Origin of the sequence: Pseudarthrobacter sp. YAF2, from assembly GCF_052113345.1 — a bacterium.
GTDB lineage: Bacteria > Actinomycetota > Actinomycetes > Actinomycetales > Micrococcaceae > Arthrobacter.
In genome coordinates, this window is the sequence record NZ_JBFRDA010000021.1 from 76,004 (window position 1) to 94,055 (window position 18,052).

Genomic DNA, 18,052 nt, shown 5'->3' on the forward strand with positions numbered 1-18,052 from the left:
CCAAGCCTAGCCAATCCCGCAGCCGCGAAGGCAGGGACCCTGAGAACGGTTATCCGCAGAGCTAGATCGAGTACTCCGGAGCGGCCCAGACAACAACCTCGGGGTGCTCGTAGAACCGGTAGCCCTGGCCGCGGACCGTGCGGACGGTGTTGGCGAGGCGGCCCAGCTTGGAACGGAGGCGGCGGATGTGGACGTCGATGGTGCGCTCGTTGGGCACCTCTTCGGCGTTGCGCCACAAGCCTTCGAGCAGTTCATCGCGGCCCACGGTGCGGGTGCCGTTCTCGACGAGGTAGTTCAGCAGCTCGAACTCCTTGAAGGTGAGGTTCAGGGATTCGCCGTCGAGGTGGACTTCGCGGCGGGCGAGGTCGATCAGGACGCCGGAGGGGCGCGGTTCCTGCGGCTGGGCAGGACGGGCGCTTTCGGTGCGCTGGCGGGAGTTGACGGTGGGGTCGCCGAAGGTGGAACGGACGACGTCGAGCGCGGACCCGGGAGTTCCGGCGGGAGCTACCGCAACAGCGGCGTAGCTCTCGGCGCCGGAGACCAGTGACTGGGCGTACGCGCGGATCTCCTGGGCGAGCTTGGCGATGGAGGTGCCGGCTGCTGCCGCGGTTTCCTCGTCAATGCCCATGTACAGGACAAACCCGCGGGCCACGTTGTCGTTGGCCACGGGGCGAACCGCGTTCGGACCGGCAACGACCGGAGTTGGGGCGGTGACGGGAGCGGCCTCGGCGGGCTGGACGGCGCGGAGCTGGCCGTAGGAGTTCGGGTTGTATCCCTGCGGGGCGTAGCCCTGGGCGGGGAAGCTGCTTCCGGAAGTGGGAGCGAGCGCCGGGCGAGGGCCAAAGCCGGGGCGCAGGCCGGAGGGCTGGCCGGCCTTGGCGGCGTTACGGACGGAGATGTGGACGTATCCGGATGCAACTGACATGTATTGCTTACCTCAATGTGAATGGCCGTGTTCGCGGCTCGAATGCTGGATTCCCCGTGGACGCGGACCGAGGAAGGGCGCCCGACGCTGGGCTGGGGGGCGAATGCCTAAGAACTTCAGGGGTGCGAAGGTCAGGCGTGCATTCGACAACAGCGCATGTCGGCAGCAGCGGATGTGCTGGGCCAATATTCTGCGGCTGCAGGTGCTGTTGAGTTCTTGTTCACATTGGAAGTGTGCAGCGTAACAATGCCAACTTGCAAGTAACAATGGACTAATTCGTCCACATGGTGAGACAAAAGCGGCGATTGTGTTTTAGATCACTATTTCGCGATGGGGAAATAATAACGTTCGTTATCCGGAGAAGCGACTCAGATACCCATTTATTCGGAACATAATTCGATGGATGGCCCCTTTTCCGAATCTCCCCGAAATTCAATCGCTTGACATAGAATCGGCCGGACGACAGCCTGCCGTGTCCAGTCCCAGTCCTGCCGGCGGCAAGTTTTCTTGGCCCCGACAGCGGGCGTGGGCCGGCGGCAGGACCTGCGCACGAGTGGTACGGCGTGCAGTCGTCAGTTGCTGCTGGTCCCCGCACCGGCAGAGGTGCCGGCGGTGACAAGTTGGATGATCTGCGCCGCGTAGGCGTCGCCATTCTTCAATGCGGTCACGCGAACGCTGGCCCCGGTGGTCACGTTGGACAGGCCGAGGGTACTGCCGGTGGATGTGCCCCCGCGCTGCCGCATCCCCTGCGTGACCTGCACATCGGAGCCCACTGCGTAGGTGCGGGAGAGGCCGTCTTCGCTCTTGACCGTCAACGAGGTGGCCGAGACGTCCGTCACGGTTCCTGCCTGGCCCGCCATGGTCACATAGTTGGAACCTTCAAGGACCACGTATTCGGAGTGGATGGCTGCGTTCAGGCCTGCCGCCCCCATCCCCAGGCCGCCGGGTCCGCCGTCCATGCCCATGCCGCCGGCCGTGCCGCCGTTGGTTCCAGTCTGGCTGCCCGGCCCGGCCATGCCGTTTTGCCCGCCGGGACCGAACTGGCTGGCACCGCCAGCGCCTTGGGCGTTGGCGGCAGTTCCCGAACCGTTTCCGGCCGCGTAGGCACCGGCGCCGGCCGCGGCGCCCAGGACCACGGCAGCGCCCCCGACCAGCAGCCCCTTCTTTGCGGTCCAGGTGCCCTTGTTCGCGCGGGAGGCCGAAGTGGATGCGTATGGCTGCGGGGCGCCCCAGCCAGTGCCGGCGTTGGGCACCTGGCCGTTGGCCGGCGTCGTACCCCATCCTGCCGACTGCTGGCCGGGGACGGGTGCACCCCAGCCCTGCGCAGGCTGCCCCTGCCGCGACTCCCCGCGTGGATGCCCGTCCCGGGCCGCCGGGACCTCCCGGTCGGGGGCCGCACTGCGGTCGCTGCCCTCCGGTGCACCTTCCCAGACCGGGGCCGGCTGCCCGTTATGCCCTGATGCCCCAGGGACTGCCTGGTTGTTCTGCTGGTCCATTGTGTTCTCCAAAGAAGTTGAAACTGCTGGTGGTGATGCTGTTGTTCCATCAGGCTCTGCCGGTTTGCTGTGCGGGGGCTGTGCGGCAGGCCAAGTCCGCCTGTGACCTGCACGGTTCCCACGTACACGAGGAAGCGACTGGCCGCCGGCCCAGGTGGCTAGGCTGGAGCTCACAGCTGGAACACAGCAACGGCAAAGCACCGGCAAACCGGTAGATCGGAGAGTTGTCCCATGGCATCCCCGCACTCCATGACCAACAACCTTCCCCAGCTCACCCACCCCGACGGGTCCCCGATCAGGGCCCTGGTGGTCGATGACGAACCCAGCCTGTCGGAGCTGATGAGCATGGGCCTGCGCATGGCGGGCTGGTCCGTGGCCGTGGCCGGGGACGGCCCAACGGCCGTCAAGCTCGCAAAGGACTTCCATCCGGACGTCCTGGTGCTGGACGTCATGCTGCCCGGGTTCGACGGCGTGGAGCTGCTGGGCAGGATCCGCGCCTTCGCGCCGGAGGTGCCCGCGCTGTTCCTGACCGCAAAAGACGACGTCCAGGACCGGATCGTGGGGCTGGCAGCCGGCGGCGACGACTACGTGACCAAGCCCTTCAGCATGGAGGAAGTCCTGCTGCGCCTGCACCGCCTGGTCCAGCGCTCCGGCGTGGCTGCCATGGACACCGCCGAACTGGTGTTGGGCGACCTGGTCCTCAATGTCGACACCCGGGAAGTCACCCGCGCCGGGGAGGAAATCCAGCTGACTGCCACACAGTTCGAACTCCTGCGCTACCTCATGGAAAACCCCAAGCGCGTGGTGAGCAAGGCCCAGATTCTGGACCACGTGTGGGACTACGACTTCGGTGGCCAGGCGAACATCGTGGAACTGTACATCTCCTACCTGCGCAAGAAGCTCGAGGCCAACCACCCGCCCATGATCCATACCGTGCGCGGAGCCGGTTACGTTATCAAACCCGCAGACTAAGCCAAGGAAACGCATGTCATCGCTTTCCGGGGTTCCCCGGCCCACCGGCCGCTCCTGGTTCAACCCGGCCACCTGGCACCTCCGCACCCGCCTCATCCTGCTCTCAATGGTCCTCCTGGTGGCCATTTCGGGCGCGATTGGCGTGGTCAGCTACGCCTCCATGGACGTGGTCCTCTCCAAGCAACTGGACGAGCAGCTAACGATGGCTTCCCGCGGCCGCCCACCCGAAGGCAATCCCTCAGGCCGTCCGGATCCGCTGGACGCGCGCGGGCAGAGCGTGGGAACCCTCAACGCAAGGGTGGTAGGTGGCCAGATCACCCGGGAAGCCGGCTTCCTGTCATCGGACTTCACCCGCACGCCGCTGACTTCCCGCGACATAGCCACCCTGCAGGCACTCCCCCGCGACGGCAGCCAGGTGGACCGGGAGCTGTCCAATGGCCGCTACCGGCTCATGGCAACGCAGACGCCCTACGGCGACGTGGTGATCACCGGACTCCCGCTGGCAACCAAGGAAAGCACCGAAGCCTCACTGGTGCTGACGATGGTGCTTGTCTCTCTGGGCGGCCTTGTCCTGATCGGGCTGGCCGGGACAGCTTTGATCCGCCGGACCATGCGGCCGCTGGAGCAACTGTCCGACGTCGCCACCAAAGTTTCCAAGCTGCCGCTCGATGCCGGCGAGGTAGCACTGGCGGTGCGTGTCCCGCCGTCGGCGGCGCATCCCACCACCGAGGTGGGCAGCGTCGGGCATGCACTGAACCTTATGCTGGACAACGTCTCCAGCGCGCTGGAAGCCCGGCAACGCAGCGAGATGAAGGTGCGCCAGTTTGTTGCGGACGCTTCCCATGAACTTCGGACCCCTCTGACGGCCATCCGCGGCTACACAGAGTTGATGCGCATGACCGAAACCTTCACGGAGGACGGCCGGAAGTCGCTGGGCCGGGTGCAAAGCCAGTCGGAGCGCATGACTGCCCTGGTGGAAGACCTGCTGCTGCTGGCACGGCTGGACGAGGGCAAAGCGACCGAAACCACCGATGTGGACCTCACCCAACTGGTGATCGAAACCGTCAGCGACGAGAAGGTCATGGCCCCGGACCACACTTGGCAGCTGACGTTGCCCGACGAGCCGGTGACCGTCCGAGGCGACACCACCCAGCTCCACCAGGTGCTGGCCAACCTCCTCTCCAACGCCAGGAAGCACACGCCGGCCGGCACCACCGTAACCACAGGTGTGATGCGCTCCGCCGACGGCAGCGTGGTGGTCACGGTTACCGATGACGGACCCGGCATTCCCGCCGAATTCCAGGGCAACATCTTCTCGCGCTTCACCCGGGCCGACGCCGCCCGCTCCGGCTCCGAGGGATCTTCCGGGTTGGGGCTATCGATCGTCGAATCCATCGTCGCGGCCCACGGCGGCACCGTGGAACTGGTCTCCCGGCCGGGCAGGACCGAGTTCGCCGTCCGCCTTCCGTCAACCGGGCCTGCCACGGCCTGACTGCCCGGGCAGGCGGTGCTGACGCACCGGAAAATGAGCAGGGGCGGCACTTACACAGGTACGTCACAGGTTGCGCCTAAAGACCTCAAATGCGGCGGCGCCACCCTTGATTCATGACGCTCACCGACTCCACCTCAGGAACCCTGCCCGACGCCGCGGTGGCGCCGGTGGGCATTCCGTCACGGGGGCGTGCCGTACGGCGCGGCCCCGTGGACACCCGCACCGCCGTACCCGTCCTCGACGTCACCATCCCGGTCTTCAACGAGGAGCGCGACCTGGAGGAATGCCTCCGCAGGCTGCACGCCCATTTGCGCGATTCCTTTCCACACAGCTTCCGGATCACCGTGGCGGACAACGCCAGTACGGACGGGACGTTGAAGATCGCCGAACGGCTGGCCCGCGAGTTCCCCGAACTCGCGGTGGTCCACCTTGACGAAAAGGGCCGCGGCAACGCCCTGCGCAAGGTCTGGCTGGCCTCGCCGTCGCCGGTCCTGGCCTACATGGACGTGGACCTCTCCACCGACCTTGCAGCCCTGGCACCGCTGCTGGCGCCGCTGATTTCCGGCCACTCGGACCTGGCAATCGGAACCCGGCTGACCCGCAACTCCCGCGTTGTCCGTGGTCCCAAGCGGGAGTTCATCTCGCGCGGCTACAACCTGATGCTGCACTCCTTCATGGGTGCCCGGTTCAGCGACGCGCAGTGCGGGTTCAAGGCGATCCGCGCCGACGTCGCCCAGCAGATCCTCCCGTACACTGTGGACAACTCCTGGTTCTTTGACACCGAGCTCCTGGTCCTGGCGGAGCGGTGCGGCCTGCGCGTCCATGAGGTACCCGTGGACTGGATCGACGATCCTGATTCAAGCGTTGACGTGCTCCGGACGGCGCTGGCGGACGTCCGGGGCATGGCACGTCTCACCCGCGACCTGCTCTACGGGCGCATCCCGGTTCCTGAACTGCGGGCGGCCCTGGCTCGGGGGCCGCTGCCCGCATCGTCCCGCGCGGCCGAGCAAACGCGCGGCAGCAGCCTGTTTGGCCAGCTGGTGCGCTTCGCCGCCATCGGCGCCGCGTCGACCCTGGCCTACCTGGTGATCTTCGTGTTCTGCCGGGGGTTCATGGATCCGCAGCTTGCCAACTTCCTGGCCCTGCTGATCACGGCGGTGGCCAATACGGGAGCCAACCGGCGCTTCACGTTCGGCATCCAGGGCGGCAACCCGGTCCGGCACCACTTTGAGGGGCTGATCGTGTTCGGCATCGGCCTGGTGCTCACCTCGGGTGCGCTGGCGCTGGTCCACAGGACGACGACGCCGGACCGGTGGGCGGAAATCCTCACCGTCGTGGCGGCGAACCTTGCCGCCACCGCAGTGCGGTTCCTGCTGTTCCGGCTCTGGGTCTTCCGGGAACGGGCACCGCGCACAGCACCCGCCGCTCACCCCGGTCCCGGAACAGACCAAAGCCCCGGAGCGACACCCGCCGGAAACCCTGCGGCACCAACCGCCGACGACACGACAGCCACCGCCTCCACAGAAACGGCAGCATCATGACCTCCACCATTTCACCGGCAGGCGCCGGATCAACCACCGAATCAACCGGCGGCCCCCAGCACCCGTCAGGTGCCGCTGTTTCCGCAGCTGACCCCGAAAAGCCCGGGCCGCGCTGGGCCCGCTACGCTTTCGGCGGCCAGCCCCGCTGGGTGCGGCCCTCGGCCGCCGGCCTCCTGGTGGCCACGGCAGTCCTGTACCTCTGGAACCTGGCTGCCACCGGCTACGGAAACTCCTTCTACGCCGCAGCCATCCAGGCGGGCACCAAGGACTGGACGGCGTTCCTCTTCGGATCGCTGGACGCCGGCAACGCCATTACCGTGGACAAGCCGCCCGCCGCGCTCTGGATCCCGGCCCTCGCGGGACGCATCTTCGGCTTCTCTTCGCTGAGCATGCTGGTGCCGGAAGCGCTCATGGGCGTGGCCGCCGTCGGCTTCCTGTACCTCGCCGTGAAACGGGTCTCGGGGCCGGCAGCAGGCCTGCTGGCGGGTGGCGCCCTGGCGCTGACGCCCGTCGCGGCGCTGATGTTCAAATTCAACAACCCGGACGCCATGCTCACCCTCTGCCTGGTGCTGGCAGCGTACTTCACCACCGGGGCCATGGAGCGGGCCGGCTGGAAGTGGCTGGTCGCCGCGGGGGCCGTGATCGGCCTGGCATTCCTCAGCAAGATGCTGCAGGGCTTCCTGGTGGTTCCGGCGCTTGGACTTGCCTACCTGTGGGCAGCTCCCACCTCGCTGGGACGCCGGCTGGTCCACCTGCTCGGCGCACTGGCCGGGATCGTTGTGGTGGCCGGCAGCTACGTCGCCCTGTTCCAACTGACGCCGGCCTCGGAACGGCCGTATATGGCCGGGTCCACCACCAACAGCTTCCTGGAACTGACCTTCGGCTACAACGGCCTGGCGCGGATCACAGGCTCCGGTGAAGGCATGCCCGGAGGCGGAGCAGGAGGGCCCGCTGGCGCACCTGCTGGCTTCGGCGACGCCATCGGGGGCGGCTTCGGCGGAGCGGCAGGCGCACCCGCTGGCTTCGGCGGCGGCAATGCGGGGTTCGGCGGCGCGGCCGGCCTGCTGCGGATGTTCGGGACCAGCTTCGGCGGCGAGGTGTCCTGGCTGCTGCCTGCCGCCCTGGTGCTGCTGGTAGCCGGCCTGTGGTTTACCCGCCGCGAAGTGCGCACGTCCAGGAGCCGTGCGGCCCTGATCCTGTGGGGCGGCTGGCTGCTGGTCACGGCGGGCGTCTTCAGCTTCATGAGCGGCATCGTCCACCCGTACTACTCCGTGGCACTGGCACCGGCCATCGCGGCGCTGGTGGGAATCGGCGCGGTTGAACTCTGGCGGGGCCGAACGTACTGGCCGGCACGGATCACCCTTGCCGTCGTCGTCCTGGGAACTGCCATCTGGTCCTCGGTCCTGCTGGGCCGCGACGCGTCCTGGCTGCCGTCGCTGGGCATCGCCATCATCGTCCTCGGCGTCCTTGCGGCCGCCGCCATCCTCCTCCGCCTTGACGCCAAGGGCGCTCCGGGACGGTTCCGGCGCGCCGGGGCGTCCGCCGTCGTCGTGCTGTCCCTGCTGGCCGGAGGACTTGGAACGGCCGCCTGGACCCTTGCCACCGCTGCTTCCGCCCATTCGGGATCCATTCCGACGTCGGGGCCCGCGGGTTCGTCGGCGGGCGGCTTCGGCAACAGGGCTGCAGGGTTCCGGGACGACGCAGCGCTCCGTGGCGACCGGACCGACGGCACGGATGCGGCCGCGGGTGCCGGCGGATTTGATCCCGCGAATGGCGTCAACGGCGCCCCGGGTGCCGGCGGGGCCAGCGGCCCCGGCGAAGGCACCGCCGATGCCGCCGTGACCGCACTGCTGGCGGGCACCACCACGAAGTGGTCGGCGATCGTCTCCGGGGCCAGCCAGGCCGCCAGCCTGGAACTGGCCACGAACACCAACGTCATTGCCTTGGGCGGCTGGAACGGCGGTGATCCCTACCCGACGCTCGCCGAGTTCCAGGACATGGTGGCCAAGGGTGAGATCAGCTACTACATCGAAGGGGGCGCCGGCGGCATGGGGAGAGGCGGCATGGGCGGCCGGGGCGGCAACTCCGAGGTGGCTGCCTGGGTGCAGGCCAACTTCCAGGCCCAAACGGTGGGGAACTCCACGGTGTACCAACTCACCAAGTAGGACACGATGGCCGGCTATTACCCAACCCCGGTGCAGGCTCGCCCCGCTCCCGCTCCCGCTGCCCCCGGCCCCGCTGCCGCGGCCCGCGTGCGGCGGGATCCCCTGGCTCTCCGGCACCGGCTGGAACTGGCAGCAGTGCTGGCAGGCACCGCCGTGCTGTACCTGTGGAACCTCGGGGCATCCGGCTGGGCCAACGCTTTCTACTCGGCCGCCGCCCAGGCCGGGTCGCAGGACTGGGCGGCCTGGTTCTTCGGCTCCTCGGACGCTGCCAACTCCATCACCGTGGACAAGCCACCGGCGTCCCTGTGGATCATGGGGTTTTCGGTCCGGATGTTCGGCCTGAGCTCATGGAGCATCCTGGTTCCCGAAGCCCTGATGGGCGTCGGCACCGCCTTGCTGCTGTACCTGGCTGTCAGGCAGGCGGCGGCGCCGGCCACCGGTGACCCGCGGCTCGCCCACCGGGCAGGGCTGCTGGCCGCCGTGGTGCTGGCCCTGACGCCGGTGGCCACCCTGATGTTCCGGTTCAACAACCCGGACGCCCTGCTGGTGCTGCTCATGACCGCTGCCGGGTACGGGGTGCTCCGCTCCATCCAGGAGGACCGGCTGCGCTGGCTCCTGCTGGCAGGGGTCTTCCTGGGCTTCGGGTTCCTTGCCAAGCAGCTGCAGGTCCTGCTGGTGGTCCCCGGGTTTGCGTTCGCCTACCTGGTTGCGGCGCCGGCGGAGCTGGGCAGGCGGCTGCTGCACCTGCTCGCCACCGGTGCGGCGATGGTTGCCGCGGCCGGCTGGTGGCTGGCCGTCGTCGAACTCATCCCGGCGGCGGACCGTCCGTTCATCGGCGGTTCGCAGGACAACTCCATCCTGGAGCTGACCCTCGGCTACAACGGCCTGGGCCGGCTGACGGGCGACGAAACCGGCAGTGTGGGTGGCGGCAACGGCTGGGGCATTCCCGGCCTGCTGCGGATGTTCAACAGTGAATTTGGCGGCCAGATCGCCTGGCTGCTTCCCTCCGCCCTGATCCTTGCTGCGGGCCTGCTGTGGCTTGGGCGGCGGGCGCCACGGACTGACGCCGTCCGGGCCTCGGTGATCATCTGGGGTTCCTGGGTGCTGGTGACCGGGTTGGTCTTCAGTTTTATGGCGGGCATCATCCACCCGTACTACGCGGTGGCATTGGCACCGGGGATCGCCGGGCTTGCCGGCCTGGGCCCGGTCCTCCTCTGGCAGCACCGGCGGCAGGCCGCTGCGGCGGCCCTCCTCGCGGCATCGGTGGCCGCGGCAGCCCTGATGGCCTTCACCCTGCTGGGTACCACGTCCGCCTATGGTCCGTGGCTGCGCTGGCTGGTGCTGGCTGCAGGCCTGGCGGCCGCGGCAGGGATTGGGCTGGGCAGGTTCATTCGCCTGCGCTCGGTTCAGCGGACGACGACGGCGCTCGCCATTGCGGCATCGCTCGCCGGACCGCTGGCGTTCTCCATCTCGACGGCGGCGACGGCGCACAGCGGGGCCATTGTCAGTGCAGGGCCGGCGACATCGTTCGGCGGCCCGGGTGGGTTCGGCGGAAACCGGGCCGGCGGGTTTGGTGCGGGCGGGAGTGCCCGGCAGTTCAGCGGCCAGGCCGGGGCAGGCCAGGCCGGCGCAGGCCAGACCGGGGCAGCCCCGGGCGGCGCAGGCCAGACTGGACAAGGCCAAGGTGCCGGCGGTGGCCGAGCCGGCGGGATGGGTGGCATGGGTGGCCTCCTTGGTGCGCCCACGCCGTCGGCCGAGCTCGTGGCCGCACTCAAGGACGGTGCCTCGAACTACACCTGGGCCGCGGCAGTGGTCGGTTCGAACAATGCCGCCGGTTACCAACTGGCCACGGAACTGCCGGTAATGGCTGTGGGCGGCTTCAACGGCACCGACCCCTCCCCCACGCTGGAACAGTTCCAGACGCTGGTATCGGAGGGAAAAATCCACTACTTCATTGCCGGCGGGACCATGATGTCCAGCAGCGGTTCGGACGCCTCCACCCGGATTGCGCAGTGGGTAGCATCTACCTTCCCGTCGCAAAGCATCGGCGGGACCACGGTCTACGTCCTGGCGTGATAATCGGTCACGGGGGCAGCCCGGCAGCAAATCGGCGCGCCAGGAATCGTGACTTCCGTTACCCAAATGTGACTTATGCGTGATCTTCCTGTACCGTCGATTGGGTGCGGTCCCCGTTCGGGCCGCATATCCCGGGTTGACGCCAAGCTCTGCCGCTTCCCGGATTCCGCTTGAGCAACGGCAGAGGCGGGGGACCCACCGTCCCGGGCATTGATTGCCCTTGGGGTTAAGCCAGCACGTGTTTGTTCCGTGCGGCCGGATGCCCTCATCCGAACCCGACAGCTAACTCCGCAGGTGTGAGAGGCGATCAATCATGTCTAAATCCATGGCAAAACCATGCCTGCAAACCAAGGCAAAACACCGGGCCAAACCCCAGCCCGCCAAAAAGACCACCCTGGGCCGGCGTACTGCAGTCCTCGCGGCATCCTGCGCGGTGCTGGTTGGCGTTGGCGCGGCAGGCCAGGCGACCACCAGCATGACCCAGGCGTCGTCCACCGGGTCAAACTCTTCAAATTCGGCGTCGGACGCTCAAATGAGCATCGAGAAGAGCGAAATCCGGTCCAGCCCGGCCGCGAATCCCGCTCCTTCCGCCATCAGCGTGGCGCCGCAAGCGGCCGAGCCGGCTCCTGCGCCCGCACCCGGCGCCCCGGCAGCTGTAGCACCCGCCCCGGCGCCGGCCCCCGCACCCGCTCCTGCCCCCGCCGTCGCGGTTAACGATCCTGCGGGCGCCCAGGCCTATGCCGCCAGCCAGCTGTCTTCCTTTGGCTGGGGACCGGACCAGATGCAGTGCCTCCAGACGTTGTGGACCAAGGAATCCGATTGGACCACCACGGCCACCAACGCCAGCAGCGGCGCGTACGGCATCGTCCAGTCGCTGCCCGCAGAGAAGATGGCCAGCGCAGGCGCCGACTACCTGACCAACTACCGCACTCAGATCAACTGGGGCCTGGACTACATCAAGAAGAGCTACGCCTCACCCTGTGGCGCATTGAACTTCCACCTGGCACACAACTGGTACTAGGCAGCACCGCACCAACGCAAAACCGCGGGCCGCGTCACCATGATGCGGCCCGCGGTTTTGCGTTAACCGGCGTCCTGCGCGGCGTCCTGCCCGGCGTTCCGCCACGGGATGTACTGGACAGACCACCTGTTGCCGTCCGGATCGGCGAAGTGCAGGAAGTGGCCCCACTGCTGCACGTCCACGTCGCTGACATCCACGCCGTTGCCCTTGAGCTGGCGGTGGGCGGCCTGGATGTCGCTGACCACCAGCTGCAGGTTGGAACCGGTGCCGGGCGGAGCGTCGGTGAGCCCTTCGCCGATGCAGATGGAGCAGGCAGAGCCGGGCGGCGTCAACTGCACGAAGCGGATCGAATCCGACGGTCGCTCGTCGTAATCGGCGTTGAAGCCAACCTTGTTGACGTAAAAATCCTTGGCGCGGTCCACATCGGACACAGGGACAAAGACGAGTTCAAGTTTCCAGTCCATCCGCACAGGCTAGCGGCGGGTAACCGGCGTGGAAAAGGGCCGGTGCTACCCGGCGATGCCGTACAGGCGGTCGCCGGCGTCACCCAGGCCGGGAACAATGTAGGACTTTTCGTTGAGCTTCTCGTCAATTGAAGCCAGGACGATGTGTACGTTGGCCCCGGACAGTTCCTCCTCCAGCCGGGCCAGGCCCTCCGGGGCGGCCAGCAGGCAGATGCAGGTGACGTCGGAAGCACCGCGCTTGAACAGGAACTTGATGGCTTCGCGCAGCGTTCCGCCGGTGGCCAACATCGGATCCAGGACAAAGACCTGGCGGCCGGTCAGGTCCTCGGGGAGGCGCTCGGCGTACGTGATGATGTCCAGGGTTTCCTCGTCCCGGGCCATGCCCAGGAAGCCCACCTCTGCGGTGGGTACCAGCTTGGTCATGCCCTCCAGCATGCCCAGGCCGGCGCGGAGGATGGGGACCACCAGCGGCGTCGGCTTGGTGAATGCGGTGCCGACAGTGGTGCTGACCGGCGTTTGGATGGTGACGGGCTCGGTGCGGACCTCCCGCGTGGCCTCGTAGGCCAGGAGGGTCACCAGCTCTTCCGTCAGCTGGCGGAAGACCGGCGACGGCGTGTTTTTGTCCCGCAGGACGGTGAGCTTATGGGCGACCAAGGGGTGGTCAACAACGAGAGTGCGCATCCCCCAAAACTATCATCCGGCGCTGCCTTTACCGGGTCCGGAGGAGCCGCCGTCGTGCAGTTCCTCCGCCACCACGTCGCGGACAATGGGGCGGTCGAACGACGGGGCGGCACCCACGTGCTCCCGCCTGCGGACGATGTGGAACAGCCGGTGGGCCAAAATCACCACGCCCACCCAGGTGAGCCCCAGCAACCAGCCAGCCATCACGTCTGTAAGCCAGTGGTGGCCAAGGAAGACCCGGCTCAACCCCATGGCGATGATGAACACCGCACCCGCCGCTATGGCCGTGACCCGGACGCGCATGGCCTGGAACTGAAGGCAGATCAGGTAGGCCACGAGGCTGATCACCACCGTGGTGTTCAAGGTGTGCCCGCTGGGGAACGACGGCGAGTCCTCATACGGCGGAACGGCGTCTGCGTGGTCCGGGCGCGTGCGGCCCACCAGCTTCTTCCCGAAGGTGGTGGCGGTGATGGATACGGCTGCAGCACCGCCAATCAGGATCAGGGGACGCCAGTTGCGGCTGAGGTAGGTCAGCCACGCGGTGAGGATGCTGGCCAGGATGGGCATGCCGATGCCGCCGCCAATGTTGGTAAACCCGGTGACGAACGCATCGAGCCCAGGGCTGCGCAGGCTCTCGGACAGGGCCAGGGCAGGCTTGTCCAGGTTCGCCAGCCCCGCGGAGTCCACCACATTGTCGTACACCTCGGCGCCGAGAAGGGCGAGGGAGACGATGACCACGCCGCCCACGAGGATGGTGAGGAACAGCGCCGCGTAGGGTTTGAACCAGGTCCCCAAGCGGTCCCGAAGCGTATCCATGGTGCCTCCCGGCATCGGTAAGTAACCTGAGTATCCCCGAAACTATCATTGAGCCATGCAGTTGCCCGAAAAGAAACACGATGCCTGGATGGGCCTTGCGCTCGCGGAAGCCCATCGCGCCCTCGCCACAGAGGATGTGCCGATCGGCGCCGTGGTCATAGGGCCCGACGGCGGGGTGCTGGGTTCCGGCCGAAACCAGCGGGAGGAACTGGGCGACCCCACAGCCCACGCCGAGGTGGTGGCGATCCGGGAGGCTGCCGCACGGTTGCAGGAACGGGCAAGGCTCGACGGCGGCCGCGGCGACGGCTGGCGGTTGTCCGACTGCACCTTGGTGGTCACCTTGGAACCCTGCGCCATGTGCGCGGGCGCGATCGTCCTGGCCAGGATCCCCCGGGTGGTATTCGGGGCGTGGGACGATAAAGCGGGTGCCGCAGGATCGGTCTTCGATATCCTGCGCGAACGCCGCCTCAATCACTGGGTTGAGGTGTACCCGGGAGTCCGCGAGGAAGAATGCGCCCTGTTGCTGCGCGAGTTCTTCGCGGCGCACCGGAGCAGCCTTTAGATCCCTCCGGCGGCGGGGGCACCTCCCATCAGTCCTGCGACGGGGTTCAATCAGTCCCCCGGAGGGGTTCCGTCAGCCCGCGCCTCCAGCAGGGCCAGCAGGCCCTGCGCCGTGCTGCTCCAGCCGGGGAGCTTCTGCCGGGCTTCCACTGCTGCTGTGCGCCAGCTTTCCCGGACGCCCGCGTCCTCAAGCCAGCGCCTCAGGACCCCGGCCAGCCGGCCCGGACTCTCCTGTCCCCCAACGGGCAGGGGAACCGCTGCCCCGGGAAGTCTTGGTTCGCCGTCGGACGTTTCCAGTCCGGCGAGGCTGAGCGCCTCCACCGCGCCGGTCCCCGCCCGGACCAGCACGGGGATGCCGTGGGCGAGGCTCTCGGTAACGGCCATCCCGAACGCTTCCGTCCGGGACACCAACAACGTCAGGTCCGTCCGGGCCCACTGCGTTTCCAAGGGTTCGCCGGTGAGCTCGCCGGTCAGCCGCAACCGCTCCTGCAGCCCGCTGGCAATGACCGCAGACCGAACCTCCCGCGCGTAGCCAGGATCTGCCTGGTCCGACCCCACGAACGACGCAGTCCAGTCAAGGTCCCGAATCCGGGCCAAGGCCTCAACCACCAGCAACTGGTCCTTGTTGGGCAGCAGCGCCGCGACGACCGCCAGGTGGGGCGGCGTGGAACCGGGCGCCCCGGGTGCCGGGTCTACGCCGGGGAGGACAACCCGCGCTTCGGGGAGTCCGCGTTTGCTGAGCTCGCTTGCCGCCCAGGTGCTGGTGCAGATGACGCCCGTTGCGGCGCGCATGGCCCTGGCTTCGCGCCTGAGGGCCTCGCTGCCCGCATTTTCCGGCACGGGCATATGCACCAGGACCCATGTTTGCCGTCCGGCCTTTGCAGCAAATTCCAGTTCGTCCGGAGCGCCTACCGCCACCAGTCCGTCCACTATCGTCACTGGCTGCCCTGGATCTGTTTCCCGGTCCGACGCACCCAGCAGGGCGCCCAGCCGGCGTCGTTCGTGTCCGCCGGCGCCCGGCCAGCTGCCCTCGACGGCGATGACCTCCACCTCGGCGCCCAGTGCCTTGAGGCCGTCAACCAGGCGCGCGTTGTAGACGTTGCCGCCCGAGCTGTGGCGGATATTGCCCGGAACGAACAGCCGGATGGGGCGCACTGTCAGGCGGACAGGTCCAGGGCGTAGGTGGCCCAGGCGTCCGGATTTTCGCGGAGGGTAACGTCAATGCCGGCGAGCTCCCGGCCGTCGTCGCTGTCCTTGATGTTGGCGAAGACTGCCTGGGCGATGTACTCCGCCAATGCTTCGGTGGTGGTGAGCTTGCCTTTGAAGTCCGGGTGGTCGTCCAGGTTGCGGTAGTTCAGGCCGCCCAGCACTTCCTCGATGATGGTCCCGGCGGCTCCGATGTCCAGGACGATCGCGTCCGTGTTCAGGGCACGACGCCGGAAGGTCACCTCAGCGACGAATGTCGCCCCGTGCAGTGCTTGTGCGGGCCCGAACGCTTCCCGGGGAAGGCTGTGGGCGATCATGAAGTGGCTGCGGACGGTCAGGCTGAACATGGGTTACCTTACGTTTTCGGAATTGTGGGTAGCGTTGCTGGGGGCCGGGTTGCCCGACGGGTACTCGACGACGTGGCACAAGGCCTCCAGCGTGCCGTTGGCCAGGCTCTGGACCACCTCGGGAAGGTCCTCGAACCGGGACGAACCGGTCAGGAAGGCATCGAAGACGGGGTCCTTGAGCAGCGAAACGGCAAGGTTGAGGCGGTCCGCATTGGTGCGGCGGTGGCGCCGGGCCCGGGCCACCATGCCTACCTGGCTTGCCCGGATGGACAGCCGCCGCGCGTGGAAATCCTCGCCCAGCGGTATGGTGACCGTCCGGTTGGCGTACCAGGACATCTCGATAACGTCGCCGTCGTCGCCGACGAGCTGGAGGCTGCGCTCCAGGCCTTCCTGCGAGGCCGAGCAGTGGATGACAATGTCGCAGTCGGCCAAGGCTTCATCGGGGTGGGCGAAGTCGACGCCCAGAGCCTCCGCCAGCTGCCTCCTGGCCGGGTCCACGTCCACCAGTTGCAGGCGCTGTAACGGGAACGTACGCAGCAGGGTGGCGACCATGCCGCCCACCAAGCCGGCGCCGACAACCGCAACCCGGTCCCCCAGGCGCGGCCCGGCCTCCCACAGCGCATTGACTGCGGTTTCGACCGTTCCGGTCAACACCGCGCGCCGGGACGGGACGTCATCCGGGATCCGCGTCAGGGACTCCAGCGGAACCACATAACGGTCCTGGTGTGGGCTCAGGCAGAAGACGCGCGCGCCTTTCCAGTCCTCGGGCCCCTCCTCCACAACCCCAACGGAGAGGTAGCCGAACTTTACGGGCCCGGGGAACTCCCCTTCCTGGTGCGGGGCGCGCATCTGCTCCGCGACCCGGGGCGGAACAGCCCCGGCGTGGACCACCATTTCGGTGCCCCTGCTGATACCGGAGTACAGAGCGCGGACCAACACCTCGCCGGGACCGGGTGCGGGCATTTCTTCGGGCCTGAGCTCGCCGTGCTGCTTTGCGGTGGTCCAGTATGCGGTTGCATGGATCGGAGGCTGTGAATTCATCATCTTGCTGATGAATCTAGCCGGACGTGCAGGTGCTGGGAAAGTCCGGCGGCGGCCGGCGGTGTCCGTGTCGAGGCATGGGTGACGTACGCGCGGGTATCGGACGGCCCCGTGTCATGCGGGTTTGTTTCATGCGGGAGCGTGAAGGATCCGCGCCAGGCTTTCTTCTCCCGGCGACAGCCCGAAGTAGGCGAAGTCGGGGTGGCTGCCCGGTGGTCCGCCGGCCTGGCTCCCTCCCTGTTTCAGTTGCGGTGGCCAGTGGGTTGGTTCCCAGTCTTGGTGTTCGCTGGTGTAGTGGCGGCCGGTCGGTGAGGTCCAGCCGGGTGGTTCGGTTTTGCTCGCGGGTGTGGGTTTCCAGCCGGTGGTGTGCCGGAGGCGGTGATGTTTCGGGCAGGGTTGTCCCAGGTTGGAGATTCCGGTGCTGCCGCCGTCGGCCCAGGCGAGGATGTGGTCGGCCTCGGTATCCAGGGAGTTGGTGCTGCAACCAGGGAACGGGCATTTACCGTCCCGGAGCCGGAGCCAGTTCCGCATGGCCTTGCCCACCCGGTAGCTGGTCCGCCCGATCTCCAGCGGCGCCCCGTCCCGCGGGTCCACGAGCACCCGGTAGAACGAGCCCGCCCCCTCCGCGAGCAGCCGCCGGGCCATCGAGGGCGGGACCGGCCCGTACCCGTCCAACACCGCAGGCTCATCGGTCAGACCCAGCAGGGAGAACACCGGCACGGTCACCAACACCTGCGCCCGGATCGAGGATGACAAGCCGGCCGCCGCCCCGTCCCCGGTCCCGCGCAGGGCACCGAGTCCCTCGCTCAGGCCGTCACCACCTCCGCCGGCCCCGCTCCCGCTGCTGCCGGTGGCGGGGGTAAGTCCGTTAGTGAGGATCGCGTCGGCAAACACATCGGCCCGGAGTTGGGTGAGGGTGCGGGTCTCGCCCGGGCCTTGAAGTCCGCGGGCCACGGCGGTGAGCCGGTTCCAGGCCGCCGCTCCCTGGTCTGCGGGCAGGTACGCGCCCAGCCACGCCATCCCGTCCCGGTCCGGCCGGTACTCCACCCGCCGGTCCACGACTCCCTTTGCGTGGCGTTTCTCAATCGACCCGGCATGGTGGCGCTCCCGCCAGGCCCGGGCCTTGGCACGGAACCGGTGCGCCGGCATCTCCCCCACCGGGCACCCCCGCGCCCCATCCTGTGTGTCGGGGTCCAGGAAATGCGCCTCCAACGCCGCCGCCCCGGCAGGATCAAGGCCCGCGGTCTC

Annotated in this window: 16 protein-coding genes and 1 riboswitch; of the genes, 7 read left to right on the forward strand and 9 right to left on the reverse strand. The window is 67.9% G+C overall.

What is annotated here, in order from left to right; all coding sequences use genetic code 11:
- Nucleotides 1-61 precede the first annotated feature (61 nt).
- A complete protein-coding gene (locus AB4Y79_RS19335; protein WP_441865297.1) occupies nucleotides 62-925 on the reverse strand; it encodes a winged helix-turn-helix domain-containing protein in 864 nt (287 codons plus the stop codon).
- A gap of 572 nt (nucleotides 926-1,497) precedes the next feature.
- Complete coding sequence (locus AB4Y79_RS19340; protein WP_441865299.1) at nucleotides 1,498-2,421, reverse strand: hypothetical protein; 924 nt, start codon at nucleotides 2,419-2,421, stop codon at nucleotides 1,498-1,500.
- 231 nt (nucleotides 2,422-2,652) lie between these two features.
- On the opposite strand from AB4Y79_RS19340, the gene AB4Y79_RS19345 reads away from it, so the two are divergent.
- The 6 genes from AB4Y79_RS19345 (at nucleotide 2,653) to AB4Y79_RS19370 (ending at nucleotide 11,688) form a co-directional block, all read left to right on the forward strand.
- The gene (locus tag AB4Y79_RS19345) at nucleotides 2,653-3,393 is read left to right on the forward strand and encodes a response regulator transcription factor (RefSeq protein WP_441865301.1); all 741 of its coding nucleotides are present in this window, start codon (nucleotides 2,653-2,655) and stop codon (nucleotides 3,391-3,393) included.
- A 13-nt stretch (nucleotides 3,394-3,406) separates the two neighbouring features.
- On the forward strand, nucleotides 3,407-4,885 hold the full coding sequence (locus tag AB4Y79_RS19350) for a HAMP domain-containing sensor histidine kinase (protein WP_441865303.1): 1,479 nt from the start codon (nucleotides 3,407-3,409) through the stop codon (nucleotides 4,883-4,885).
- Nucleotides 4,886-4,998: 113 nt separating this feature from the next.
- Nucleotides 4,999-6,426 (forward strand): glycosyltransferase, encoded by a 1,428-nt coding sequence (locus AB4Y79_RS19355; RefSeq protein ID WP_441865305.1) that lies wholly within the window; start codon nucleotides 4,999-5,001, stop codon nucleotides 6,424-6,426.
- Nucleotides 6,423-8,591 carry an ArnT family glycosyltransferase gene (locus tag AB4Y79_RS19360; RefSeq protein WP_441865307.1) on the forward strand — a complete coding sequence of 723 codons (2,169 nt, stop codon included), beginning with the start codon at nucleotides 6,423-6,425 and terminating at the stop codon, nucleotides 8,589-8,591. Before AB4Y79_RS19355 ends, AB4Y79_RS19360 begins: the two co-directional genes overlap by 4 nt.
- Nucleotides 8,592-8,597: 6 nt before the next feature.
- Nucleotides 8,598-10,667 (forward strand): ArnT family glycosyltransferase, encoded by a 2,070-nt coding sequence (locus AB4Y79_RS19365; RefSeq protein WP_441865309.1) that lies wholly within the window; start codon nucleotides 8,598-8,600, stop codon nucleotides 10,665-10,667.
- A 147-nt stretch (nucleotides 10,668-10,814) separates the two neighbouring features.
- Nucleotides 10,815-10,975: riboswitch (cyclic di-AMP (ydaO/yuaA leader) on the forward strand.
- 5 nt (nucleotides 10,976-10,980) lie between these two features.
- The gene (locus tag AB4Y79_RS19370) at nucleotides 10,981-11,688 is read left to right on the forward strand and encodes a hypothetical protein (RefSeq protein WP_441865311.1); all 708 of its coding nucleotides are present in this window, start codon (nucleotides 10,981-10,983) and stop codon (nucleotides 11,686-11,688) included.
- 62 nt (nucleotides 11,689-11,750) lie between these two features.
- Here the strand turns inward: AB4Y79_RS19370 and AB4Y79_RS19375 are convergent, their stop codons facing one another.
- The 3 genes from AB4Y79_RS19375 to AB4Y79_RS19385 are packed head-to-tail and all read right to left on the reverse strand — an operon-like array spanning nucleotide 11,751 to nucleotide 13,649.
- Nucleotides 11,751-12,152, reverse strand: coding sequence for a glyoxalase superfamily protein (locus tag AB4Y79_RS19375; RefSeq protein WP_441865314.1), 402 nt, complete (start codon nucleotides 12,150-12,152; stop codon nucleotides 11,751-11,753).
- 45 nt (nucleotides 12,153-12,197) lie between these two features.
- Entirely contained in the window at nucleotides 12,198-12,833 is a 636-nt protein-coding gene (gene upp / locus AB4Y79_RS19380; protein WP_056330138.1) for a uracil phosphoribosyltransferase, read from the reverse strand.
- A 12-nt stretch (nucleotides 12,834-12,845) separates the two neighbouring features.
- A complete protein-coding gene (locus AB4Y79_RS19385; protein WP_441865318.1) occupies nucleotides 12,846-13,649 on the reverse strand; it encodes a phosphatase PAP2 family protein in 804 nt (267 codons plus the stop codon).
- A 55-nt stretch (nucleotides 13,650-13,704) separates the two neighbouring features.
- On the opposite strand from AB4Y79_RS19385, the gene AB4Y79_RS19390 reads away from it, so the two are divergent.
- Nucleotides 13,705-14,211 carry a nucleoside deaminase gene (locus tag AB4Y79_RS19390; RefSeq protein ID WP_441865321.1) on the forward strand — a complete coding sequence of 169 codons (507 nt, stop codon included), beginning with the start codon at nucleotides 13,705-13,707 and terminating at the stop codon, nucleotides 14,209-14,211.
- A 50-nt stretch (nucleotides 14,212-14,261) separates the two neighbouring features.
- Here AB4Y79_RS19390 and AB4Y79_RS19395 read toward each other — a convergent pair whose 3' ends face one another.
- From AB4Y79_RS19395 to AB4Y79_RS19410, 4 genes are all read right to left on the reverse strand, one after another.
- Nucleotides 14,262-15,365: a glycosyltransferase family 4 protein gene (locus AB4Y79_RS19395; RefSeq protein ID WP_441865324.1), complete on the reverse strand. Its 1,104-nt coding sequence runs from the start codon at nucleotides 15,363-15,365 to the stop codon at nucleotides 14,262-14,264.
- Between the two features lie 2 nt (nucleotides 15,366-15,367).
- A complete protein-coding gene (locus tag AB4Y79_RS19400) occupies nucleotides 15,368-15,763 on the reverse strand; it encodes a 6-pyruvoyl trahydropterin synthase family protein (protein ID WP_441865326.1) in 396 nt (131 codons plus the stop codon).
- 3 nt (nucleotides 15,764-15,766) lie between these two features.
- Nucleotides 15,767-16,807: a zinc-dependent alcohol dehydrogenase gene (locus AB4Y79_RS19405; protein ID WP_441865328.1), complete on the reverse strand. Its 1,041-nt coding sequence runs from the start codon at nucleotides 16,805-16,807 to the stop codon at nucleotides 15,767-15,769.
- Between the two features lie 126 nt (nucleotides 16,808-16,933).
- A partial coding sequence (locus AB4Y79_RS19410; RefSeq protein WP_441865331.1) for a DUF222 domain-containing protein occupies nucleotides 16,934-18,052 on the reverse strand: 1,119 nt, incomplete at its 5' end.